21 protein-coding genes and 1 pseudogene are annotated in these 21,093 nt (G+C 38.0%); 8 read left to right on the plus strand and 14 right to left on the minus strand.

Annotated features, from left to right (window positions below; genetic code table 11):
* The first annotated feature begins 60 nt into the window (after positions 1–60).
* The 5 genes from coaB to B4W83_RS04565 all read left to right on the plus strand — a co-directional run bounded on the left by coaB (position 61) and on the right by B4W83_RS04565 (position 3,205).
* On the plus strand, positions 61–750 hold the full coding sequence (gene coaB / locus B4W83_RS04540) for a phosphopantothenate--cysteine ligase (RefSeq protein ID WP_000699529.1): 690 nt from the start codon (positions 61–63) through the stop codon (positions 748–750).
* 11 nt (positions 751–761) lie between these two features.
* On the plus strand, positions 762–1,313 hold the full coding sequence (gene coaC / locus B4W83_RS04545) for a phosphopantothenoylcysteine decarboxylase (protein ID WP_001284126.1): 552 nt from the start codon (positions 762–764) through the stop codon (positions 1,311–1,313).
* Positions 1,297–1,860 (plus strand): ECF transporter S component, encoded by a 564-nt coding sequence (locus B4W83_RS04550; protein ID WP_000747408.1) that lies wholly within the window; start codon positions 1,297–1,299, stop codon positions 1,858–1,860. Before coaC ends, B4W83_RS04550 begins: the two co-directional genes overlap by 17 nt.
* 290 nt (positions 1,861–2,150) lie before the next feature.
* Complete coding sequence (locus B4W83_RS04560; protein WP_001097400.1) at positions 2,151–2,678, plus strand: ECF transporter S component; 528 nt, start codon at positions 2,151–2,153, stop codon at positions 2,676–2,678.
* An 11-nt stretch (positions 2,679–2,689) separates the two neighbouring features.
* Positions 2,690–3,205, plus strand: a complete 516-nt coding sequence (locus tag B4W83_RS04565) for a transcription repressor NadR (protein ID WP_000159170.1) — start codon at positions 2,690–2,692, stop codon at positions 3,203–3,205.
* Here B4W83_RS04565 and B4W83_RS04570 read toward each other — a convergent pair.
* The 5 genes from B4W83_RS04570 to B4W83_RS04590 all read right to left on the minus strand — a co-directional run bounded on the left by B4W83_RS04570 (position 3,202) and on the right by B4W83_RS04590 (position 7,783).
* Positions 3,202–3,669 (minus strand): 8-oxo-dGTP diphosphatase, encoded by a 468-nt coding sequence (locus B4W83_RS04570; protein WP_000091552.1) that lies wholly within the window; start codon positions 3,667–3,669, stop codon positions 3,202–3,204. The two genes, B4W83_RS04565 and B4W83_RS04570, sit on opposite strands and share 4 nt — an antisense overlap.
* Before the next feature lie 68 nt (positions 3,670–3,737).
* Positions 3,738–4,226: a GNAT family N-acetyltransferase gene (locus B4W83_RS04575; RefSeq protein WP_000216015.1), complete on the minus strand. Its 489-nt coding sequence runs from the start codon at positions 4,224–4,226 to the stop codon at positions 3,738–3,740.
* Positions 4,192–4,755: a GNAT family N-acetyltransferase gene (locus B4W83_RS04580; protein ID WP_000639828.1), complete on the minus strand. Its 564-nt coding sequence runs from the start codon at positions 4,753–4,755 to the stop codon at positions 4,192–4,194. Before B4W83_RS04580 ends, B4W83_RS04575 begins: the two co-directional genes overlap by 35 nt.
* 9 nt (positions 4,756–4,764) lie before the next feature.
* On the minus strand, positions 4,765–6,753 hold the full coding sequence (gene uvrB, locus B4W83_RS04585; RefSeq protein WP_000610430.1) for an excinuclease ABC subunit UvrB: 1,989 nt from the start codon (positions 6,751–6,753) through the stop codon (positions 4,765–4,767).
* A gap of 76 nt (positions 6,754–6,829) precedes the next feature.
* Positions 6,830–7,783 carry a CPBP family intramembrane glutamic endopeptidase gene (locus tag B4W83_RS04590; RefSeq protein ID WP_000792110.1) on the minus strand — a complete coding sequence of 318 codons (954 nt, stop codon included), beginning with the start codon at positions 7,781–7,783 and terminating at the stop codon, positions 6,830–6,832.
* A gap of 175 nt (positions 7,784–7,958) precedes the next feature.
* On the opposite strand from B4W83_RS04590, the gene B4W83_RS04595 reads away from it, so the two are divergent.
* From B4W83_RS04595 to zwf, 3 genes are all read left to right on the plus strand, one after another.
* Positions 7,959–10,124, plus strand: coding sequence for an ABC transporter substrate-binding protein/permease (locus B4W83_RS04595; RefSeq protein ID WP_000726253.1), 2,166 nt, complete (start codon positions 7,959–7,961; stop codon positions 10,122–10,124).
* Positions 10,124–10,864, plus strand: a complete 741-nt coding sequence (locus B4W83_RS04600) for an amino acid ABC transporter ATP-binding protein (RefSeq protein WP_001096330.1) — start codon at positions 10,124–10,126, stop codon at positions 10,862–10,864. The genes B4W83_RS04595 and B4W83_RS04600 overlap by 1 nt, the downstream gene beginning before the upstream one ends.
* A gap of 150 nt (positions 10,865–11,014) precedes the next feature.
* Complete coding sequence (gene zwf / locus B4W83_RS04605; RefSeq protein ID WP_000096154.1) at positions 11,015–12,505, plus strand: glucose-6-phosphate dehydrogenase; 1,491 nt, start codon at positions 11,015–11,017, stop codon at positions 12,503–12,505.
* 135 nt (positions 12,506–12,640) lie between these two features.
* Here the strand turns inward: zwf and tnpA are convergent, their stop codons facing one another.
* The 9 genes and pseudogenes from tnpA to B4W83_RS04655 all read right to left on the minus strand — a co-directional run bounded on the left by tnpA (position 12,641) and on the right by B4W83_RS04655 (position 21,091).
* Complete coding sequence (tnpA, locus tag B4W83_RS04610) at positions 12,641–13,105, minus strand: IS200/IS605 family transposase (protein WP_000057429.1); 465 nt, start codon at positions 13,103–13,105, stop codon at positions 12,641–12,643.
* A 197-nt stretch (positions 13,106–13,302) separates the two neighbouring features.
* Positions 13,303–14,592, minus strand: a complete 1,290-nt coding sequence (ftsY, locus tag B4W83_RS04615) for a signal recognition particle-docking protein FtsY (protein WP_000522341.1) — start codon at positions 14,590–14,592, stop codon at positions 13,303–13,305.
* Between the two features lie 3 nt (positions 14,593–14,595).
* On the minus strand, positions 14,596–15,414 hold the full coding sequence (locus tag B4W83_RS04620; protein ID WP_000763444.1) for a Cof-type HAD-IIB family hydrolase: 819 nt from the start codon (positions 15,412–15,414) through the stop codon (positions 14,596–14,598).
* On the minus strand, positions 15,414–16,205 hold the full coding sequence (locus B4W83_RS04625) for a Cof-type HAD-IIB family hydrolase (RefSeq protein ID WP_025172090.1): 792 nt from the start codon (positions 16,203–16,205) through the stop codon (positions 15,414–15,416). The genes B4W83_RS04620 and B4W83_RS04625 overlap by 1 nt, the downstream gene beginning before the upstream one ends.
* A 277-nt stretch (positions 16,206–16,482) precedes the next feature.
* Positions 16,483–17,046: pseudogene (locus B4W83_RS13895) on the minus strand (IS66 family transposase); the annotation flags it as partial.
* A 266-nt stretch (positions 17,047–17,312) separates the two neighbouring features.
* Positions 17,313–18,440, minus strand: coding sequence for a nucleotide sugar dehydrogenase (locus B4W83_RS04640; RefSeq protein WP_007284842.1), 1,128 nt, complete (start codon positions 18,438–18,440; stop codon positions 17,313–17,315).
* A 21-nt stretch (positions 18,441–18,461) separates the two neighbouring features.
* On the minus strand, positions 18,462–19,229 hold the full coding sequence (locus B4W83_RS04645) for a DNA-methyltransferase (protein WP_000846118.1): 768 nt from the start codon (positions 19,227–19,229) through the stop codon (positions 18,462–18,464).
* Positions 19,213–20,439: an MFS transporter gene (locus B4W83_RS04650; RefSeq protein ID WP_001257305.1), complete on the minus strand. Its 1,227-nt coding sequence runs from the start codon at positions 20,437–20,439 to the stop codon at positions 19,213–19,215. The genes B4W83_RS04645 and B4W83_RS04650 overlap by 17 nt, the downstream gene beginning before the upstream one ends.
* Entirely contained in the window at positions 20,426–21,091 is a 666-nt protein-coding gene (locus tag B4W83_RS04655) for a hypothetical protein (protein ID WP_000793417.1), read from the minus strand. The genes B4W83_RS04650 and B4W83_RS04655 overlap by 14 nt, the downstream gene beginning before the upstream one ends.
* Positions 21,092–21,093 lie beyond the last annotated feature (2 nt).

Raw genomic sequence — 21,093 nt, forward strand, 5'->3', positions numbered from 1 at the left:
TCTACCAAAAATTTATCACTTTCATTTTACTTACCGTTTATTTTTGTGTACAATAGTGCTATGAAAATTTTAGTTACATCGGGCGGTACCAGCGAAGCTATCGATAGCGTCCGCTCTATCACTAACCATTCTACAGGTCGCTTGGGCAAAATCATCACAGAGACTTTGCTTGCTTCAGGACATGAAGTTTGTTTAATGACGACAAAACGAGCTTTGAAGCCAAAAGCCCATCCCAACCTAAGCATTCAAGAAATTAACAATACAAACGACCTTCTCCTTGAAATGCAAGAACGTATTCAGGATTATCAGGTCTTGATTCACTCAATGGCCGTATCTGACTACACTCCTGTTTATATGACAGGGCTTGAGGAAGTTCAGGCTAGCTCCAATCTAAAAGAATTTTTAAGCAAGCAGAATCATCAGGCCAAGATTTCTTCAACTGATGAGGTTCAGGTTTTGTTCCTTAAAAAGACACCCAAAATCATATCCCTAGTCAAGGAATGGAATCCTACTATTCATCTGATTGGTTTCAAACTGCTGGTTGATGTTACCGAAGATCATCTGGTTGACATTGCACGAAAAAGTCTTATCAAGAATCAAGCAGATTTAATCATCGCGAATGACCTGACTCAAATTTCAGCAGATCAGCACCGAGCTATCTTTGTCGAAAAAGATCAGCTTCAAACAGCCCAGACTAAAGAAGAAATTGCAGAACTCCTCCTTGAAAAAATTCAAGCCTATCATTCATAGAAAGGAAAGCTATGGCAAACATTCTCTTGGCTGTAACGGGCTCAATCGCCTCTTACAAGTCGGCAGATTTAGTCAGTTCTCTAAAAAAACAGGGTCATCAAGTCACTGTCTTAATGACTCAGGCTGCTACAGAGTTTATCCAACCTTTAACACTACAGGTCTTATCGCAGAATCCTGTCCACTTGGATGTTATGAAGGAACCCTATCCTGATCAAGTCAATCATATCGAACTTGGAAAAAAGGCGGATTTATTTATCGTGGCCCCTGCAACTGCTAACACTATTGCAAAACTAGCCCACGGCTTTGCGGATAACATGGTAACCTGTACAGCTCTAGCCCTGCCCAGTCATATTCCCAAACTCATCGCACCAGCTATGAATACAAAAATGTATGACCATCCAGCAACTCAGGCTAATCTGAAAACATTAGAAGCCTACGGCTATCAGCTGATTGCTCCTAAGGAATCCCTACTAGCTTGTGGCGACCATGGACGAGGAGCTTTAGCCGACCTCACAATTATTTTAGAAAGAATAAAGGAAACTCTCGATGAAAAAACGCTCTAATATTGCACCCATTGCTATCTTTTTTGCTACCATGCTCGTGATACACTTTCTGAGCTCACTTATCTTTAACCTTTTTCCATTTCCAATCAAACCGACCATTGTTCATATTCCTGTCATTATTGCCAGCATTATTTATGGTCCACGAGTTGGGGTTACACTTGGATTTTTGATGGGGCTACTTAGCTTGACGGTTAACACGATTACGATTCTACCGACAAGCTACCTCTTCTCTCCCTTCGTACCAAATGGGAACATCTACTCAGCTATCATTGCCATTGTCCCACGTATTTTGATTGGTTTAACTCCTTACTTAGTCTATAAACTGATGAAAAACAAGACTGGTCTGATTTTAGCTGGGGCTCTTGGTTCCTTGACAAATACTATCTTTGTCCTTGGAGGAATCTTCTTCCTATTTGGAAATGTTTATAATGGAAATATCCAACTTCTTCTGGCAACCGTTATCTCAACAAATTCAATTGCTGAATTGGTCATTTCTGCAATTCTAACCCTAGCCATTGTTCCACGACTACAAACCTTGAAAAAATAAAAACAATCTCCGCTTTCAAACCTGAAGGTGGAGATTTTGCTCTATACAGTTTCTTTTCAGTGAAATCTTTACCAATATTTATACTCAATGAAAATCAAAAAGTAAACTAGGAAGCTAGCCGCAGGTTGCTCAAAACACGGTTTTGAGATTGCAGATGGAAGCTGACGTAGTTTGAAGAGGTTTTCGAAGAGTATTAACTTAAAAACAACCTATAAACCTAAGTAAATCCTTGCTTTATTGTCTATTTTATTGTACTATACTAGTGTATATACAATAAAAAGGAGATTCTTATGAATACACGGAAAAAGACACAATTTATGACAATGACTGCCCTCTTAACAGCTATTGCGATTTTGATTCCAATTGTTATGCCTTTCAAGATCGTCATTCCACCTGCTTCTTACACTTTGGGAAGCCACATCGCTATTTTTATCGCTATGTTCTTGTCGCCCTTAATGGCTGTTTTTGTCATCCTAGCCTCTAGTTTTGGATTCTTGATGGCTGGCTACCCCATGGTTATCGTATTTCGAGCTTTTTCCCATATCTTTTTTGGGACTTTGGGGGCTCTTTACCTACAAAAATTCCCCGATACCCTAGATAAACCAAAATCTTCCTGGATTTTCAACTTTGTTTTGGCTGTTGTTCATGCCCTTGCTGAAGTATTGGCCTGTGTCGTTTTTTACGCAACTTCTGGTACCAATGTAGAAAATATGTTTTATGTTCTATTTGTACTAGTTGGATTTGGTACAATTATCCATAGTATGGTAGACTATACATTAGCACTAGCTGTCTATAAAGTGCTTCGAAAACGCCGTTAAAAGGAAGAACTATGACAAAAGATCGCAAACAAGCCCTGCTCCAACTCTTGAAAGAAGCTCCTAAAGCCCTCAATGGCCAAAGATTAGCTGAGCACTTTCATGTCACTCGACAAGTTATTGTTCAAGATATTGCAATTTTAAGAGCTGATGGATCTCCAATTCTATCTACCAATCGTGGTTATATCTATAAAGATGCTAATGCAAATACTTATCATCACAAATTATTTAAGGTCAAGCATGAAGTTGAAGAAATTGGACGAGAATTACTTGCTATCGTAGATAATGGTGGTCGCGTTCAAAATATCTTGATTGATCATCCTGTTTATGGAGAGATTGAAACCTTACTAAAACTGACCTGTCGCCGCGACGTGCAACATTTTCTAGAACAAGTTGAACGTTCTGACTTTAAGCCAATTTCTGAGTTAACAGATGGTATTCATTATCACCTAGTTGAAGCCGAGACACAACAAGACCTCCACTATATCGAGGAGGCCTTGAATCAGCTAGGTTATTTAGTAAAAGACTAGAAAATTTTCTTTTCCCAATCATCTTCTGTACGATGACGGTAGAAAAACTCCGACTTGTCCGGAGCTTCCATCATTTCCATCAATGGTAGCATATCATAGGCCAGATCCAAGTTTGGAATCTGGTCTTTTTGCACCCAAGAAACTTCTCCCTCTTCTGAAGATTGAAGGGTACCAGAGAACTCAGTTGCCTTATAACAAACGACAATGTAGCGCCCGCCTGTATCTAGTGGCCAGTTCTTGATACCGACCAGTTGAGGATTTTGGATAGTCAATCCTGTTTCTTCGTAGATTTCACGAATGACAGACTCCGCGAAAGACTCGCCATTTTCTACATGGCCTCCTGGAAAGGCATAACCAGACCAGCGATTGGTTTCAGGAGAGCGATACTGCATCACCACGCGCTGAGTTTCTAAGTCTTCAATCAGACAAATGTTTGTTAAAATCGTTAATTGGGAACGGGACATAAATTTACTCGCTTTCTAAGTTATTAAATTTTCAGACTTGGTACCATATTAGCTTTTACTTTTGAGAATTATTTAGAATAGAATACCATCCGTTTTTCCTTCATAGGCTTTCCAAGTTCAAGTATTTTTTCTTGTCCATCAAAAGTAAAACCCATTTTTTGATAGAAAGCAATGGCTCGCTTGTTATCTTTCAATACCCATAAGAAAATTTCAGAAAAATGATTAAGAGCAGTCAAAGCCGCTTTCATTAACTTTTGTGCTATGCCTTTTCCGTAATAGTCTTTTAAAACATAGAAAGCAATAATTTCACCAGCTTGAATAGTCTCATCACGAAAGTTACCATAACTGATAAAACCAACTACCTTCAGATCATCTATCGCAATCAATGTATTTTCTGGATACTTTTGACTAAAGAGTCGACATCTTTCTAATGTCATTGTCTCCTGAAATTCTGCAGGCAAAAGGTCATCATAAGCCTCTCTCCACGTTTGCCAGTGAACGAGGGATTTACCTTCTATCTCTTCAGGAGTTTCCATTGATTTGATAATAACCGTCATTTATTTTCTCCCAGTCTTCTCTCAAAATACCATATTTAATACTATCAAAATATTTACCTTGATAATAACGAACTTTTGGAATATGAGCTTCTTTTTTCATTCTTAATTTTTCAGCAAGTTTCATCATACCAAGATTTCCTGACCAAGTTGTCAAACCCAGATGCTCCAACTCCAAGTAATCCTGAAACGTCCTATCTATCCACTGCAACATAGCAACTTTCCCAATACCAGTGTTCCAGAATTTTTTATCATAAATACCAATTCCCAATTCCATCCATCTTGTTTCTTTACATACCCAATAACGCGAAACAGTCCCAACTAGTTTATCATCAACAAAAATACCAAGGCGATTTGAGTGGCTTAAAATGGATTCTGATTTTTGTAGTTCGAATTCTTTAAAATTTGAAAAATACTGATAATCATCATAATAGGGAGCATCATACTGTTTCCAAACTGGATTAAGCTGTGAATAAGCCATTTCCCATAAAGACATCAAATCTTCTTTCTTTAACTTTCTTAAATAAATCATACTATTCCCCTAATCCAAGGCCTTGACTTCCAGCATCATATCACGAATCTGAGCTGCTAGTTCAAAGTCAAGCACTTCAACGGCTTCTTGCATTTGTTTTTCGAGTTTCTTAACAAGTTCTTTGCGCTCTTGTTTGTTAAGACTATTGATATCAACTTCCTTGTCTTCTTCTTTTGCAACAGTCTTGGTTACGGCAATCAAGTCACGGATTTCTTTCTTAATGGTTTGTGGCACAATACCATGCTCCTCATTATAAGCCATCTGGATTTTGCGACGACGGGCAGTTTCATCGATGGCACGTTGCATAGACTGGGTCACAGTGTCCGCATACATGATGACATGGCCTTCACTGTTACGGGCAGCACGTCCAATAGTCTGGATGAGGCCACGTTCGTTACGAAGGAAACCTTCCTTGTCAGCATCGAGAATAGCTACGAGACTCACTTCAGGAACATCAATCCCTTCACGTAGGAGGTTGATTCCAACCAAGACGTCAAAGACACCCAAGCGCAGGTCACGGATGATCTCCGTCCGTTCCAAAGTCTTGATATCCGAGTGCATGTACTTGACCTTGATGCCCATTTCCTTGAAGTAGTCAGTCAAGTCTTCTGCCATTTTCTTAGTCAAAGTTGTGATAAAGGTTCGTTCGTTCTTTTCAACACGGGCATTGATTTCACCCAAAAGGTCATCAATCTGTCCCATAGTCGGACGGACTTCCACCTCAGGATCCAAGAGTCCCGTTGGACGAATGATTTGCTCAATTACTGTCTCGGTCTGTTCATTTTCATAGTCGCCCGGTGTCGCTGAAACGTAAACAATCTGATGGACATGGCTTTCAAACTCTTCACGACGGAGAGGACGATTATCCAGAGCAGACGGCAAACGAAAACCATAATTTACTAGCATTTCTTTACGCGAACGGTCTCCATTGTACATGCCCTTGATTTGTCCCATGGTCATGTGGCTCTCATCAATCATGATCAAGAAATCATCTGGGAAGAAATCGAGAAGGGTATAAGGAGGCTCACCCTCACTCCGTCCATCCATGTGACGTGAATAGTTCTCAACCCCGTTGGTATAGCCCATCTCACGCAACATTTCGATATCATACTCTGTCCGCTGTTTCAAACGTTGGGCTTCAAGTAGTTTGCCTTCCTTTTCAAAGACAGCTAGTTGCTCTTCTAATTCGCCCTGAATTTTAGCAATGGCAACTTCCATGTGGTCGTCATTGGTCACAAAGTGTGTCGCTGGAAAAATCGCCAAATGATCCACTTCTCCTAAGACCTGTCCTGTCAGAGCCTCAACCTCACGAATACGGTCAATTTCGTCTCCAAAAAATTCTACTCGAAAAGCGTGCTCATCACGAGAGGCTGGGAAAATCTCTACCACATCCCCACGCACACGAAATCTTCCCCGTTGGAAATCAATATCGTTTCGCTCAAACTGGATGTCAACTAAGTCATTCAAGAGTTTATCACGAGAAATCTCTAGACCAGGACGGAGACTAACGACACTGTCAGCGTATTCCTTGGGCGAACCCAAACCATAGATACAAGAGACTGAGGCCACGACAATAACATCATTACGCTCCAAAAGGGCCGAAGTAGCGGAGTGGCGAAGCTTGTCAATCTCGTCATTGACAGAACTATCCTTCTCAATATAGGTATCGCTAGAAGGGACATAGGCCTCTGGCTGGTAATAATCATAGTAGGATACGAAGTACTCAACTGCATTTTCAGGGAAAAATTCTTTAAACTCCCCATAGAGCTGTCCTGCCAGAGTTTTATTGTGGGCAATGACCAGAGTTGGTTTATTGACTTTGGAAATGACCTGACTCATGGTATAGGTCTTCCCTGTTCCGGTCGCCCCCATCAGAATCTGAGCTTTTTCTCCACCCTCGATATTATCAACCAACTGCTCGATAGCTTGGGGTTGATCTCCTGATGGTTGATATTTTGATACTAGTTTAAATTGATTATCTGTAATGCGGTTAATCATAAAAATCCTCTCTCCATGTGCTATTCCTATTTTAGCATACTTGTAGCATTTTCACGAAGAAAAGGACGGACCGAAGTCACATCCTTTCATTTTCTTTCTTTAATTGATAAGCGAGATAAAGAATCAGCAGAAACAAAATAATACTGGACACGATGGAACCCTCAATACCAAAAGAACCACCTGATAGCCAATCTTGATTGCCTTGTGGTAAAAAGGTCATCAAAGACGTTCCTGACTGCTGACCACTAACTAAAATCCCAAATAAATTACCCTGAGCAAAATTCCAGGCGCCATGAATACCTGCAACACCCCAAACAGTATCGGTTTTGAGAAGGTAAAGAGCCATTGCAGCTCCGAATAAAAAGAGATTCACTAAAGATAGAGGGGTGAGACCAGAATTTCCCACATGAAGCAGGGTAAAAAATATGCTAGATATGACAACAGCAAGTTTTAGATTGGTTCTTGAGGCCAATTGAGGAAGGAGCCAAGCACGGGCCACCACTTCTTCTGCTGTCCCCTGTAAAATCCAAAATGGGATAGTAAAGACAACAAAGGTAAGCGAATAAGGATTCAAATGAATAGACTCAAAACGATATTGCCCCAAGGCTACTAAACCTAACAAAGTAAGAAGAAAAAGTGCCAAACCTAGACCAAATCCTTTAAGGAGATTGCTGAGGAAATTCTCTCTATAAAATCCCAAAGTTCGAATAGGTCTTTTCTCAACTTTTCTAGTCCATCTAAACACAGTATTGAGAATGAAACCAAAGGCCAGTAAATCTAAAATTAAATGAAAGTCACCTGTTTTATCCGTCAAGCTCTGATGCAAGGTCTGCAAATAGGTTGCAAGATTTTGACCAACCTCTCCAAAATTTCTAGCAAGTCCGATGAGAGCTAACAAACTAATACCATACAGAGTATAAGCCACAAACTCTCCTATGAAGACAAAAGCAAAGGCTAACAAGGGGCTTGTGTAAATGTTTAAACTCATTTTTGAAGCTTGGAAGTCTTTAAATATTCTTTTGTTCTTCATATCCCTATCCTCTTTTCTTCTATATATACTATTATTATAGCACTTTTTAATAGCAATTCAAGAAAGAAAGAAAAGAAAAAAACAATGTTACATTTTCTGACACAGGAATATAAAAATTTGCCTTTTTTTACTTTTTCTGATATAATGGGAAAATATTCGGAAAAGGAGACTAAAAATGAAGAAAAAATTTCTAGCATTTTTGCTAATTTTATTCCCAATTTTCTCATTAGGTATTGCAAAAGCTGAGACGATTAAGATTGTGTCTGATACTGCCTATGCGCCTTTTGAGTTTAAAGATTCAGATCAAACTTATAAAGGAATTGATGTTGACATTATTAACAAAGTCGCTGAGATTAAAGGATGGAACATTCAGATGTCCTATCCTGGATTTGACGCAGCGGTCAATGCGGTTCAAGCTGGTCAAGCTGACGCTATCATGGCAGGGATGACAAAGACAAAAGAACGTGAAAAAGTTTTCACCATGTCTGATACTTACTATGATACAAAAGTTGTCATTGCAACTACTAAGTCACACAAGATTAGTAAATATGACCAATTAAAAGGAAAAACTGTTGGTGTTAAAAACGGAACAGCCGCTCAACGTTTCCTTGAAAGTATCAAGGATAAATACGGTTTTACTATTAAAACATTTGACACTGGTGATTTGATGAACAACAGCTTGACTGCTGGTGCCATCGATGCCATGATGGATGACAAACCTGTTATCGAGTATGCCATTAACCAAGGTCAAGACCTTCATATTGAAATGGATGGGGAAGCTGTAGGAAGTTTTGCTTTCGGTGTTAAAAAAGGAAGCAAATACGAACACCTGGTTACTGAATTTAACCAAGCCTTAGCTGAAATGAAAAAAGATGGTAGTCTTGATAAAATCATCAAGAAATGGACTGCTTCATCATCTTCAGCAGTGCCAACTACAACTACTCTTGCAGGCTTCAAAGCCATTCCTGTTAAAGCTAAATACATCATTGCCAGCGATTCTTCTTTTGCACCTTTTGTTTTCCAAAATTCAAGCAACCAATACACTGGTATTGATATGGAATTGATTAAGGCAATCGCTAAAGATCAAGGTTTTGAAATTGAAATCACCAACCCTGGTTTTGATGCCGCTATCAGTGCTGTTCAAGCTGGACAAGCTGATGGTATCATTGCTGGTATGTCTGTCACAGATGCTCGTAAGGCAACTTTTGACTTCTCAGAATCATACTACACTGCCAATACCATTCTTGGTGTCAAAGAATCAAGCAATATTGCTTCTTATGAAGATCTAAAAGGAAAGACAGTTGGTGTTAAAAACGGAACTGCTTCTCAAACCTTCCTAACAGAAAATCAAAGCAAATACGGCTACAAAATCAAAACCTTCGCTGATGGTTCGTCAATGTATGACAGTTTAAACACTGGTGCCATTGATGCCGTTATGGATGATGAGCCTGTTCTCAAATATTCTATCAGCCAAGGGCAAAAATTGAAAACACCAATCGCTGGAACTCCAATCGGTGAAACAGCCTTTGCTGTTAAAAAAGGAGCAAATCCAGAATTGATTGAGATGTTCAACAACGGACTTGCAAACCTTAAAGCAAACGGAGAATTCCAAAAGATTCTTGATAAATACCTAGCTAGCGAATCTTCAACTGCTTCAACAAGCACTGTTGATGAGACAACTATCTGGGGCTTGCTTCAAAACAACTACAAACAACTCCTTAGCGGGCTTGGTATCACTCTTGCTCTAGCTCTTATCTCATTTGCTATTGCCATTGTTATCGGGATTATCTTTGGTATGTTTAGTGTCAGCCCATACAAATCTCTTCGTGTGATCTCTGAGATTTTCGTTGACGTTATCCGTGGTATTCCTTTGATGATTCTTGCAGCCTTCATCTTCTGGGGAATTCCAAACTTCATCGAGTCTATCACAGGTCTACAAAGTCCAATTAACGACTTTGTAGCTGGTACCATTGCCCTCTCACTCAATGCAGCCGCCTATATCGCTGAGATCGTTCGTGGTGGTATTCAGGCCGTTCCGGTTGGTCAAATGGAAGCCAGCCGAAGCTTGGGGATCTCTTATGGAAAAACCATGCGTAAGATTATCTTGCCACAAGCAACTAAATTGATGTTGCCAAACTTTGTTAACCAATTCGTTATCGCTCTTAAAGATACAACTATCGTATCTGCTATCGGTTTGGTTGAACTCTTCCAAACTGGTAAGATTATCATTGCCCGTAACTACCAAAGTTTCAAGATGTATGCAATCCTTGCTATCTTCTATCTTGTAATTATCACGCTTTTGACTAAACTAGCGAAACGCTTAGAAAAGAGGATTCGTTAATGGCAAAATTAAAAATTGATGTAAATGATTTACACAAAAGCTACGGAAAAAATGAAGTTTTAAAAGGAATTACGACCAAGTTCTATGAAGGAGATGTTGTTTGTATCATCGGTCCTTCGGGTTCTGGTAAGTCAACTTTCCTTCGTAGCCTAAATCTTTTGGAAGAAGTTACTAGCGGTCACATCACTGTGAACGGTTATGACTTAACTGAAAAAACAACCAACGTTGACCACGTCCGTGAAAATATCGGAATGGTGTTCCAACACTTCAATCTCTTCCCACACATGTCTGTTTTGGACAACATCACCTTTGCTCCTATTGAGCACAAGTTGATGACCAAGGAAGAAGCTGAAAAATTGGGAATGGAGTTGCTTGAAAAGGTTGGTCTAGCAGATAAGGCTAAGGCCTGTCCAGATAGCCTATCAGGTGGTCAAAAACAACGTGTGGCCATCGCTCGTGGTCTAGCAATGAATCCAGACATCATGCTCTTTGATGAACCAACTTCTGCCCTTGACCCTGAAATGGTCGGAGACGTACTAAACGTTATGAAGGAATTGGCTGAGCAAGGTATGACCATGATTATCGTAACCCATGAGATGGGATTCGCTCGTCAGGTTGCCAACCGCGTTATCTTTACTGCGGACGGTGAATTCCTAGAAGACGGAACACCTGATCAAATCTTTGATACCCCACAACACCCACGTCTGAAAGATTTCTTGGACAAGGTCTTAAACGTCTAAACGCAAACTGTAAGGATTTCCTTGCAGTTTTTTTCTACCTCGTATTGGATTTTTTGATTTTTCGGAAAATTATGTTAGAATTAAGTTTATGAAATGAGGTTTCCTCATACCTAGCAAGACTAGGAATAAAAATAGAAATTAGGTAGCTAGATGTCATCTAAGGTTATTGTTACAATTTTCGGTGCGAGTGGAGACCTGGCTAAACGCAAGCTCTACCCTTCCCTATTTAGACTATATAAATCCGGCAATCTTTCCAAACATTTTGCCGTCATTGGAACTGCCCGTCGTCCTTGGAGCAAGGAATATTTTGAATCTGTTGTAGTCGAATCGATCCTTGATTTGGCAGATAGTACCGAACAGGCTCAAGAGTTCGCTAGCCACTTCTACTATCAAAGTCATGATGTCAATGATACGGAGCACTACATTGCTTTGCGTCAATTGCAGACTGAGCTAAATGACAAGTACCAAGCTGAACACAACAAGCTCTTCTTCTTGTCTATGGCGCCTCAGTTCTTTGGAACTATTGCCAAACACCTCAAGTCTGAAAACATTGTTGACGGTAAAGGTTTTGAACGTTTAATCGTTGAAAAACCATTTGGTACAGATTACGCAAGCGCAAGCAAGTTGAATGACGAGCTCCTAGCAACATTTGACGAAGAACAAATTTTCCGTATCGACCATTATCTTGGGAAGGAAATGATTCAAAGTATCTTTGCAGTTCGCTTTGCAAACTTGATTTTTGAAAACGTTTGGAACAAGGACTTTATCGATAATGTTCAAATTACCTTTGCGGAGCGCTTGGGTGTAGAAGAACGTGGTGGCTACTATGACCAATCTGGTGCCCTCCGTGACATGGTACAAAACCATACACTACAACTTCTTTCTCTCCTTGCTATGGACAAGCCAGCCAGCTTCACAAAAGACGAGATTCGTGCCGAAAAGATTAAGGTCTTTAAAAACCTCTATCATCCAACGGATGAAGAGCTTAAAGAACACTTTATCCGTGGTCAATACCGTTCAGGTAAGATTGATGGCATGAAATATATCTCTTATCGTAGCGAGCCAAATGTGAATCCAGAATCCACAACTGAAACCTTTGCATCTGGTGCTTTCTTTGTAGACAGCGATCGATTCCGTGGTGTTCCTTTCTTTTTCCGTACAGGTAAACGACTAACTGAAAAAGGAACTCATGTCAACATCGTCTTTAAACAAATGGACTCTATCTTTGGAGAACCACTTGCTCCAAACATTTTGACCATCTATATCCAACCAACAGAAGGCTTCTCTCTCAGTCTAAATGGGAAGCAAGTAGGAGAAGAATTCAACTTGGCTCCTAACTCACTTGATTACCGTACAGATGCAACAGCAACTGGTGCTTCTCCAGAACCATACGAGAAATTGATTTATGATGTCCTAAATAACAACTCAACTAACTTTAGCCACTGGGATGAAGTTGGTGCGTCATGGAAATTGATTGACCGTATCGAAGAGCTCTGGGCTGAAAATGGTGCCCCACTTCATGACTATAAAGCTGGAAGCATGGGACCTCAAGCCAGCTTTGACTTACTTGAAAAATTTGGTGCTAAATGGACTTGGCAACCAGATATCGCCTATCGTCAAGATGGTCGTTTAGAATCATAACCACCCGTCAAACGGGTGGTTTGTCCCAGGGCTATAAGCCCAAATTACCAGCCAGCGCCTAAAGACGCTGGCTTTCACTTTGTTCAAGCCTCATTGCTCTTGACTCGTCACTTGCCTCTTAAAGAGGCTTTAGTATTACTTACCACTATCCCTAAAGGGATCCTCATATTCTTTTACACTCAATTTATCTAGTGCTATATCATGCTTTTCCTGTTCTTGGATATATTTCTTAATTGTGGCTTCATTAAGCCCTACTGTACTTACATAATAACCTTCCGCCCAGAAATGCCGATTCCCAAACTTGTACTTGAGATTGGCGTGTTTGTCAAACATCATGAGTGCACTTTTTCCTTTTAAATAACCCATGAAACTCGAAACACTTATCCTTGGTGGAATACTTACTAACATGTGTACATGGTCTGGCATTAAGTGACCCTCGATAATTTCAACTCCTTTATAACTACACAAGCGATGAAATATTTCGCCTAAACTACTTCGATATTGATTATAGATAACTTTTCGTCTATACTTAGGGGTGAACACAATGTGATACTTACAATGCCACTTTGTGTGCGATAAACTATGAGCCTTTTGTGCCATATTTTTCTCCTTTCGCTTTACAATTAGCTTGAACACCTTTATTGTATCGCGTTCGGAGTTTTTTTGGTATAACCTTCGACGCGCACCCGCATAGCGGGTGGTTTTTTTGTCTCGCACCTAACGGAGCGAGACGGACTAATAGTCACATAATAAAAAAAATCCTGCAAGTTTATGCCTTGCAGGATTTTTGTTTCTGGTTAGATTAAGCCTTCCAAGAGACCTTTCATAAAGTTTTCTGAGTTAAACTCTCCAATATCATCGATTTTTTCACCAAAACCAATCAATTTTACAGGAATATTGAGTTCTTCTCGGATGGCTAGAACAACACCACCTCGAGCAGTTCCGTCAATCTTAGTCAAGACAATTCCAGTTAATGGCGTGATTTTCGAAAATTCTTTGGCCTGTACAAGAGCGTTTTGACCTGTTGATGCATCAAGAGCCAAGAAGGTTTCATGGGGGGCCTCTGGAACAACACGTTTAATGATACGACCAATCTTTTCCAACTCAGCCATGAGGTTGTCCTTGTTTTGCAAACGACCAGCAGTATCAATCATGAGAATATCGATACCTTCAGCTACGGCACGTTCCATGCCATCAAAGACCACACTGGCTGGGTCAGCTTTTTCAGGTCCAGTCACCACTGGAACGTCCACACGACGGCCCCATTCAGCAAGCTGGGCTACTGCCCCTGCACGGAAGGTATCTGCCGCAACCAGCATGACCTTCTTACCTGCTTGTTTGTAGCGGTGGGCTAGTTTCCCAATAGAAGTTGTTTTCCCAACACCATTAACACCAACAAAGAGCATGACTGTCAAGCCATCTTGGAAGTGGATGCTTTCATCGTAGTTACCATCCTTTTCATAAAGCTCAACCAATTTCTCAATGATGACACGGCGCAGTGCGTCAGGTTTCTTGGCGTTTTCGAGCTTGGCTTCGTAGCGGAGCTCTTCTGTTAAGTTTGAAGCTACCTGGACACCAACGTCACTCATGATGAGCAGTTCTTCTAGTTCCTCGAAAAATTCTTCGTCAACAGAGCGGAAGTTAGCAAAGAAGGCGTTCAAGCGGGCACCAAATCCTGTACGAGTTTTCTTAAGACTGCGGTCATATTTCTCCTGAACAGTTTCTTCTGCTTGAGGCGTTTCTGCTTCAAGCACTTCAGAACTATTTCCTTCTACAGTCTCTAGAAACTCAGGATTCTCTTCCTCTGTGACTTCTTCTGAGTTTGGCAATTCTTCGACTTCTTCTTGTTGAACTTCTACAGCTAGCTCTGAATCCAGACTTTCTTCAACTGTCTCTTGATTATCCTCTTCTTGGAGCAGAGTTTCTTCAGAACTTTCAACCTCTGCTTCTTCTTGAGGAACTTCCTGAGCTTCTGTTAAGACAGGCTCAACATCTTCAGACAAATCAAGATTTTCCAGAGCTTCTTTTACAACTTCTTCGATTTTAGGTTCTTCTTTTTTTCCGAATAGACGGTCAAATAATCCCATATCTTAGTTCTCCTTTAGCACATATTCTTCGATAGCCCAGGCGACAGCCTCTTCATCGTTGGTCATTGGCGTCACTACATTTGCGACTGCCTTGACTTCAGGAACAGCGTTTTGCATGGCAACACCGAGCCCTGCCCATTCAATCATAGAGAGGTCATTGGCCTCGTCACCACAGGCCATAACTTGGCTTTGGTCTATTCCCAAATGACTGATTAGTTTTGCCAAACCTGTTGCTTTATGAACATTCTTTGGTGACCACTCTAGCAACATTTCACGTGATTTAAAGATTTCATATTGGTCAAACAATTCTGGAGAAATCTTTTGAATGGCTGCATCCAAGGGTTCTTGAGCAAAGGCAGTCACGCATTTATTATAGGTCATTTGACTAGATAAGTCTTCAAAGTCCACTGGAACAAAGGTCAATGCTGGATTGAATTTAGCATAAAGACTTTCTTGGTCCGATTGGATTTGATAAACTGTTCCTTCTGAGATGGCATCAAGAGGTAGTGATAATTTCTCTGTTTCTTCATACAAACGTGCCACATCATCATATGAAAAGACTGTTTTATCAAGGATTTCACCTGTATTTTTCTGAACCAAACCACCATTAAAAGTAATCGTATACTCATCTTCCTGACCGTCAGTCCCTAACTCATGGAGAAAGAAATCCATAGCTTTTAAGGGACGACCAGTTGTCAATACGACCTTGATACCACGATCACGCGCAGCTTTCAAAGTTGCCTTGGTACGATCCGTCAGCCTTTTATCAGTAGTCAGCAAGGTCCCGTCCAAGTCCAATGCAATCAATTTTATATCTGCCATTATAAGCCCTCCATATAAGCTATAACCGACTGGTCCTTATGGTGACCAATCACAGTCTCTGCTAATTCTAAAATTTCTGGTCGTGCATTTTCAGGAGCTACAGGATGTCCCACAACCTGCATCATATGCAAGTCATTTAGATTGTCTCCAAAAGCCATAACCTGATCCATTGTGATACCAAGTTTTTTAGCTAATTCAACAATAGCCACACCCTTATCGACATAGTCCAGAACAATATCAATGGATTCAAAGCCAGTTGTCATGGCCTTAACACCAGGAACATGTTCATTAACCCAAGCTTCCCCAGCTTCTAGCGTTTCTTCTGTGAAGTTGGTTGTAAATTTGAAAATGTCATCTGTAATATCTTCTAGACTCGCTACTTTTTGAATATTTTCATTATAGTGCTGACTCACTTTTAAATAGGTCTCATCAACCGTATCTAGCACATAAGAGCCTTTTTTCCCCGTCAAGAGCAATTTATTAATATCTACATAAGGTGACGTTTTCAGCTTTTCAAAAGTTGATAGATAGAACTCACGAGACATGGTCGCTTCATACAAGTCCTGACCTTGATATTCGACCAAACTGCCATTTTCCGCGATGAAAATAATGTCATCACGAACATCAGCAAATAATTTTTCTAAGGATAGAAATCCGCGCCCCGAAGCCACCGCAAAGTAAATCCCTTTTTCCTTGTAGGAAGCCAAAAGAGACTTGAGGCAATCCATATCAAAGCGTCCATTCCCATCTAGGAAGGTTCCGTCCATATCCGTTGCTACTAATTTAATCATAAATTCTTCATACTCCAATTAATAAATCCACCTTCTATTATACCATAGAAAAAGCAAATAGCGCCTAATCCATTTGAGATTAGACGCTTGATAAACTCCCGACTTTATCACTTAATTTTTATCCAATATTACTTAACCCTTTAGTATAACTGGATTTTTTCTAAATTCCCAAACTAACTTCCACCGCCAATAAAAGTTGAAATTAATCTGATAAAAATCGAAAAAACAAGTGGAATTCCAAGTCAGAGTAAGTTCCACTTGTTTATCGTCCAATAACAAGGAAGAGATGCTCGTCTTTCAAAATTGTCTTAAAGGTTTCTTCAGAATTGAGCCTGTATTCAATAGCCTTCCCTAGTTCTGAACCCTGTAAAACTGACTGGATCCGGCACCAAACAAAGAAGTCTTCCATTCAGGGTTGGAGCTTTTCTTGACGTTTCTGTAGTCGTTCATCAATCGACAATGTATCCCATCAATAAGCTAAGCCTTTAGCACCTAACGATGATTTCCCCACTTGCTTGGGCGTCGCTTCAAAAAACTCCTTTCTCACATGTGCCCAACAACCAACAAGTGCAGCTTCTTCCAGTTGACGATAAGCGGACGAGCATCTCGCAGTTTACCAAGCTTAGCATCGCTTTGCTCCTAAACCTTGGACTGCTATCGCATAAGCAGAATAAGCTCCATGAGATTCCTGCACTACTAAACCACTCCGTCGCTGATCATGATGGTAAAGCGTGATACCTTGTTGCTCATCTTTCCCTGACAAAAAAGTCTAATAATAGGTCTGCTGGCTATCACTTTTTAAGACCCAATAAGAGGTTTCTTTCGGATGAGGAAGAGGTTGTTATAGAAACTTTTCTTCTATAGTTACTTATCTTATAAAAAACATGTTATAACATAGTATATTGACATTGAAATAGTACACCGTTGTTTCTAAAACATTGTTAGAAATTGGTTTAACTTCCCCAATAAATTTGTTCAATTTTTATTTCATTTCGCTATAAATCGTAATATACTTTGATTTTCTCAAATATTATGTTATCGCAACTTCTCAAAAGTAAAATATTATTATTTAATCCCTATTAAATATATCTCTTGTATAAACTTTTTCTAATACATCAGACAATTCATCTGAAATTCTATTTGAAATAATAACATCCGATGTTTTTTAAATTCTTCCAGATTCGTTACAACTTTAGCATCAAAAATCTCTTTTGAAGACAAAAACGGTTCATAAATAATAATATTTACATTATATTTCGTTAATTGTTTAATCACATTTTCAGTTGACGAATCACGAATATTATCAGAATCTTTTTTAGCTAGCAAACGATAAATGCCTACATTGTATATATTATTTTTTGTTATTTGTGTTGCTATAAACTCTGATCTTTTTTGGTTACTTAATACAATAGAATCTAACAAAACAGTTGGAAGGCCTTCACATTCACTTAACATATGTTTTGTATCTTTAGGTAAACAGTATCCTCCATAACCAAAACTAGGATTATTGTAAAATTCTCCGATTCTTTCTTCAGAACAAATTCCTTCAATGATATTTTTAGTATTTAACCCTTTCATAATGGAAAAACTATCAATTTCATTGAAGAACGCAATTCTCATTGCAAGGTATGAATTTGAAAATAACTTAATTGCTTCAGCTTCAGCTGAATTTGTCAGTAGAATCGGGGCAACTTCATTTAACGAGAACTCCGATAATAATCTTCCAAATCTTTGACAATATTCAGCTCTCCCTCCCAAAATAATTCTAGATGGAAATAAGTTATCTAATAATGCTTTTCCTTCACGCAAAAACTCTGGAGAAAAAATGATCCGATCTGTGTGAAATTTTGTATTCAAATAATTCGTAAATCCGATTGGCACTGTAGATTTTATAACTATATATGCAACAGGATTAATACTTAGGCAATCAGCTATAACTGATTCTATACCCTCAGTATCTAATACTCCTTTATTTTCATCAAAGTCTGTTGGTATTGCTATTATGATACAATCAACTTTTTCAAAGTACTTCTCATCATAAATACAAGCTTCGAATTTCAAATCTTTATTTAAAAAATATCTCTCCAACTCATAGTCGATAAATGGACAAATTTTATTATTAAGCTGTTCGACTTTCTGTAAATTAATGTCTAATCCAACCACGTCATGTTCCTGAGATAACAGGACAGATAAAGTCAAACCGACGTACCCCATACCAACTGTAGTTATTTTCATAATAGACCTTCTACTACTTTCTTATCTGTTTACATTCAGCGCACCCACTTGATTTAGTTTTTTTAAACCTAATTTATAAGTGGTTGGATTTAATTCATAGGTAATGAACTTTCTATTTTTCTTAAAAGCACACAAAGATGTAGTCGCTTGCCCCATAAACGGATCCAACACAACATCACCTTCCAGAGAATAAATATCAATAAGTTGATTGACAATTTGTTCTGGAAAAGCTGGTGGTCTTGTAGAATAATCCCAAGGTATATTCCAAATGCAGTCAATAAATTTAGTGCCCTCAATGTTTCTATCCCACACTATAAATTCTGACTTTTTCTTAAAAATCAATATGTATTCATAGTTATTTAGAATCAAAGACTCATTATTCGAATAACTTGAAGGATATTTTTCAACTTGATTTTTGATATATGAAGTATTATTCAAATTCCATATTATTGTCCCTTCAATATAGAAATTATGCTCCGCAAAGAATTTTTCAATTTCATGTTTGATATCGTAATACATATTTTGATTTTTTCTGCTAATTTCTACAGAACTGCAAATATTGATGCAAATTGTTCCTGTTTCTTTTAATATTTTACTACATCTTTCCCAAACACTATTTAGACTCTGAATATAGCCTTTATATGTTTCTGTTAACCCAATCTGATCATCGTGTTGATAATCAACTAAATTAAAATATGGTGGAGAAGTGATTATTAAATCAACAGAATCATTTTCTACATCTTCCATAGCTCTGGAATCACCTAAATAAGCCTTATTCTCTGTTTTCATGTTTTTTACTCCTTTTAGTTTTTTCTATTAACATATACGAGATTAATATCATTACAATCATAAAACAAGAAATCAATAAGATAGTTATTCTCATATTAAATATTTGAATTCCTACACCAATTATCGGATTTACCAACATTGTAACAAGACTAATTGAAAAGGATAGTCCTGATATAACTGTTGCTCTTGAATTGTCATCAACCCAAAGATGTAACATCTCCATGATAATAGGATCAAGAATATCTATGATAATGTACAACAGTAGAAAACTAAATATAAATGTGGCATTGAAAGGCAAAATTTGAAAAATAATGGAAATCATTAGTATCAATGATAGCAGCATAATTAATTTAGAAACTCTTATTTTTGATATTTTATAAGCTTGAGTTGCTACTATGCCACCAATGATACTATAAATCATAAACATAGCTCCATTAATAGATGTAGAAAATCCTATTTTAGAAAAATAATCTGGTAATAAAGCAAATACTACGTTAATTGCTGAGACAATAACCGTAGTAAAAGCGAACATGAAAAGAATTTTAGTAGATTTTAGCAACCTATGAAAAACTGAAAATAATTCTTTAAATTTCGGAACACCATTTTGATTAAGATCTTCTATAGAGTGTTTCTGATTATCTGGAATAGATATGATGATTATCATTGAACCTATAAGTGTAAAAGATTGTATAAAATATGGTAAACATCTTGTAATGCTATATAAACCACCTCCTATAAATGTAGCAATCCCCAAAGTCAGAGCGCTGATTAATTGTAACTTTCCTCGTATTTTCCCATAACTCTCCTCCTTGCCTTCACTTCTTAGAGATTCAAAAAACAAGGCATCATCAGCTCCACTTAAAAAAGCATTTCCTACTCCTTCTAAAACAAATGCACCTAGTATAACATAGTAAACATAGTCCTTCATTAGCAAGATTGATGAAAGAGTTAATAATGGAGTAATTGATAACAGAACTAGTCCCAATAGAACGATTTTCTTCTTACTAAACCTATCTCCTAAAATTCCGGAGGGAATCTCTGAAACTAATTGTGAAAATAGAAAAATAGATTGAAAAAATGCAAATTGTACTAAAGATAATCCCAAAAACTGAACAATAAAGATAATATTTACTATTCTAGTAAATCGTAAATTTGTAAAAATGATATATAGATAATATTTTAACTCTGATGAAATTTTATTGCTTCTCATACCACATTCCTTCTAATTCATCTTTTACTAACCAAAAATTATCAACATCAAAAGATTTAAAAATAGCTTCCAATTCTATTCTATTCATAAATTCATGAAACAATGGATCAGATTTTCTAGTTTTATTCAAAGATGCTGATTCAAAAATACCTATTTTCCCATTATTACTCCTATGCATGCGATTTCTACAACTAAGAGATGGCATATCTATATATATTTTGGGATATATTTTATTACTGATTCTCCAGGCTTTGCCAATTGCTTTACACTGACTTAACTCTTCACAAACTATAATTTCTTCAAAATTTTCTTCAAAATATTCTGAAATGAATTCTGGTAAATACGAAATGATTGATCTACGAAAATGAAGTAATAGTTCTGGTCCAAATACAATATTCTTTGCACTAGGCACTAAATCATACAAACCTTTTAATTCATCATCACTAAAGTTATGTTTTTTTAATATCTTATCAATCATTTTATAAGATAAATCTCTTCGAATTATTTTTATTTCAATGCCTACACGTTTTCCTAGCTGTTCAAAAAATATTTCTAAGCGTTTAACAAATTGTTGCCATCTTTCTTTTTCACAATCATCTTTACATGATTCAATAGGTGTATCCACATATATTGCACAATTTAAATTTTTCATGA

Origin of the sequence: Streptococcus pseudopneumoniae ATCC BAA-960 = CCUG 49455, from assembly GCF_002087075.1 — a bacterium.
GTDB lineage: Bacteria > Bacillota > Bacilli > Lactobacillales > Streptococcaceae > Streptococcus > Streptococcus pseudopneumoniae.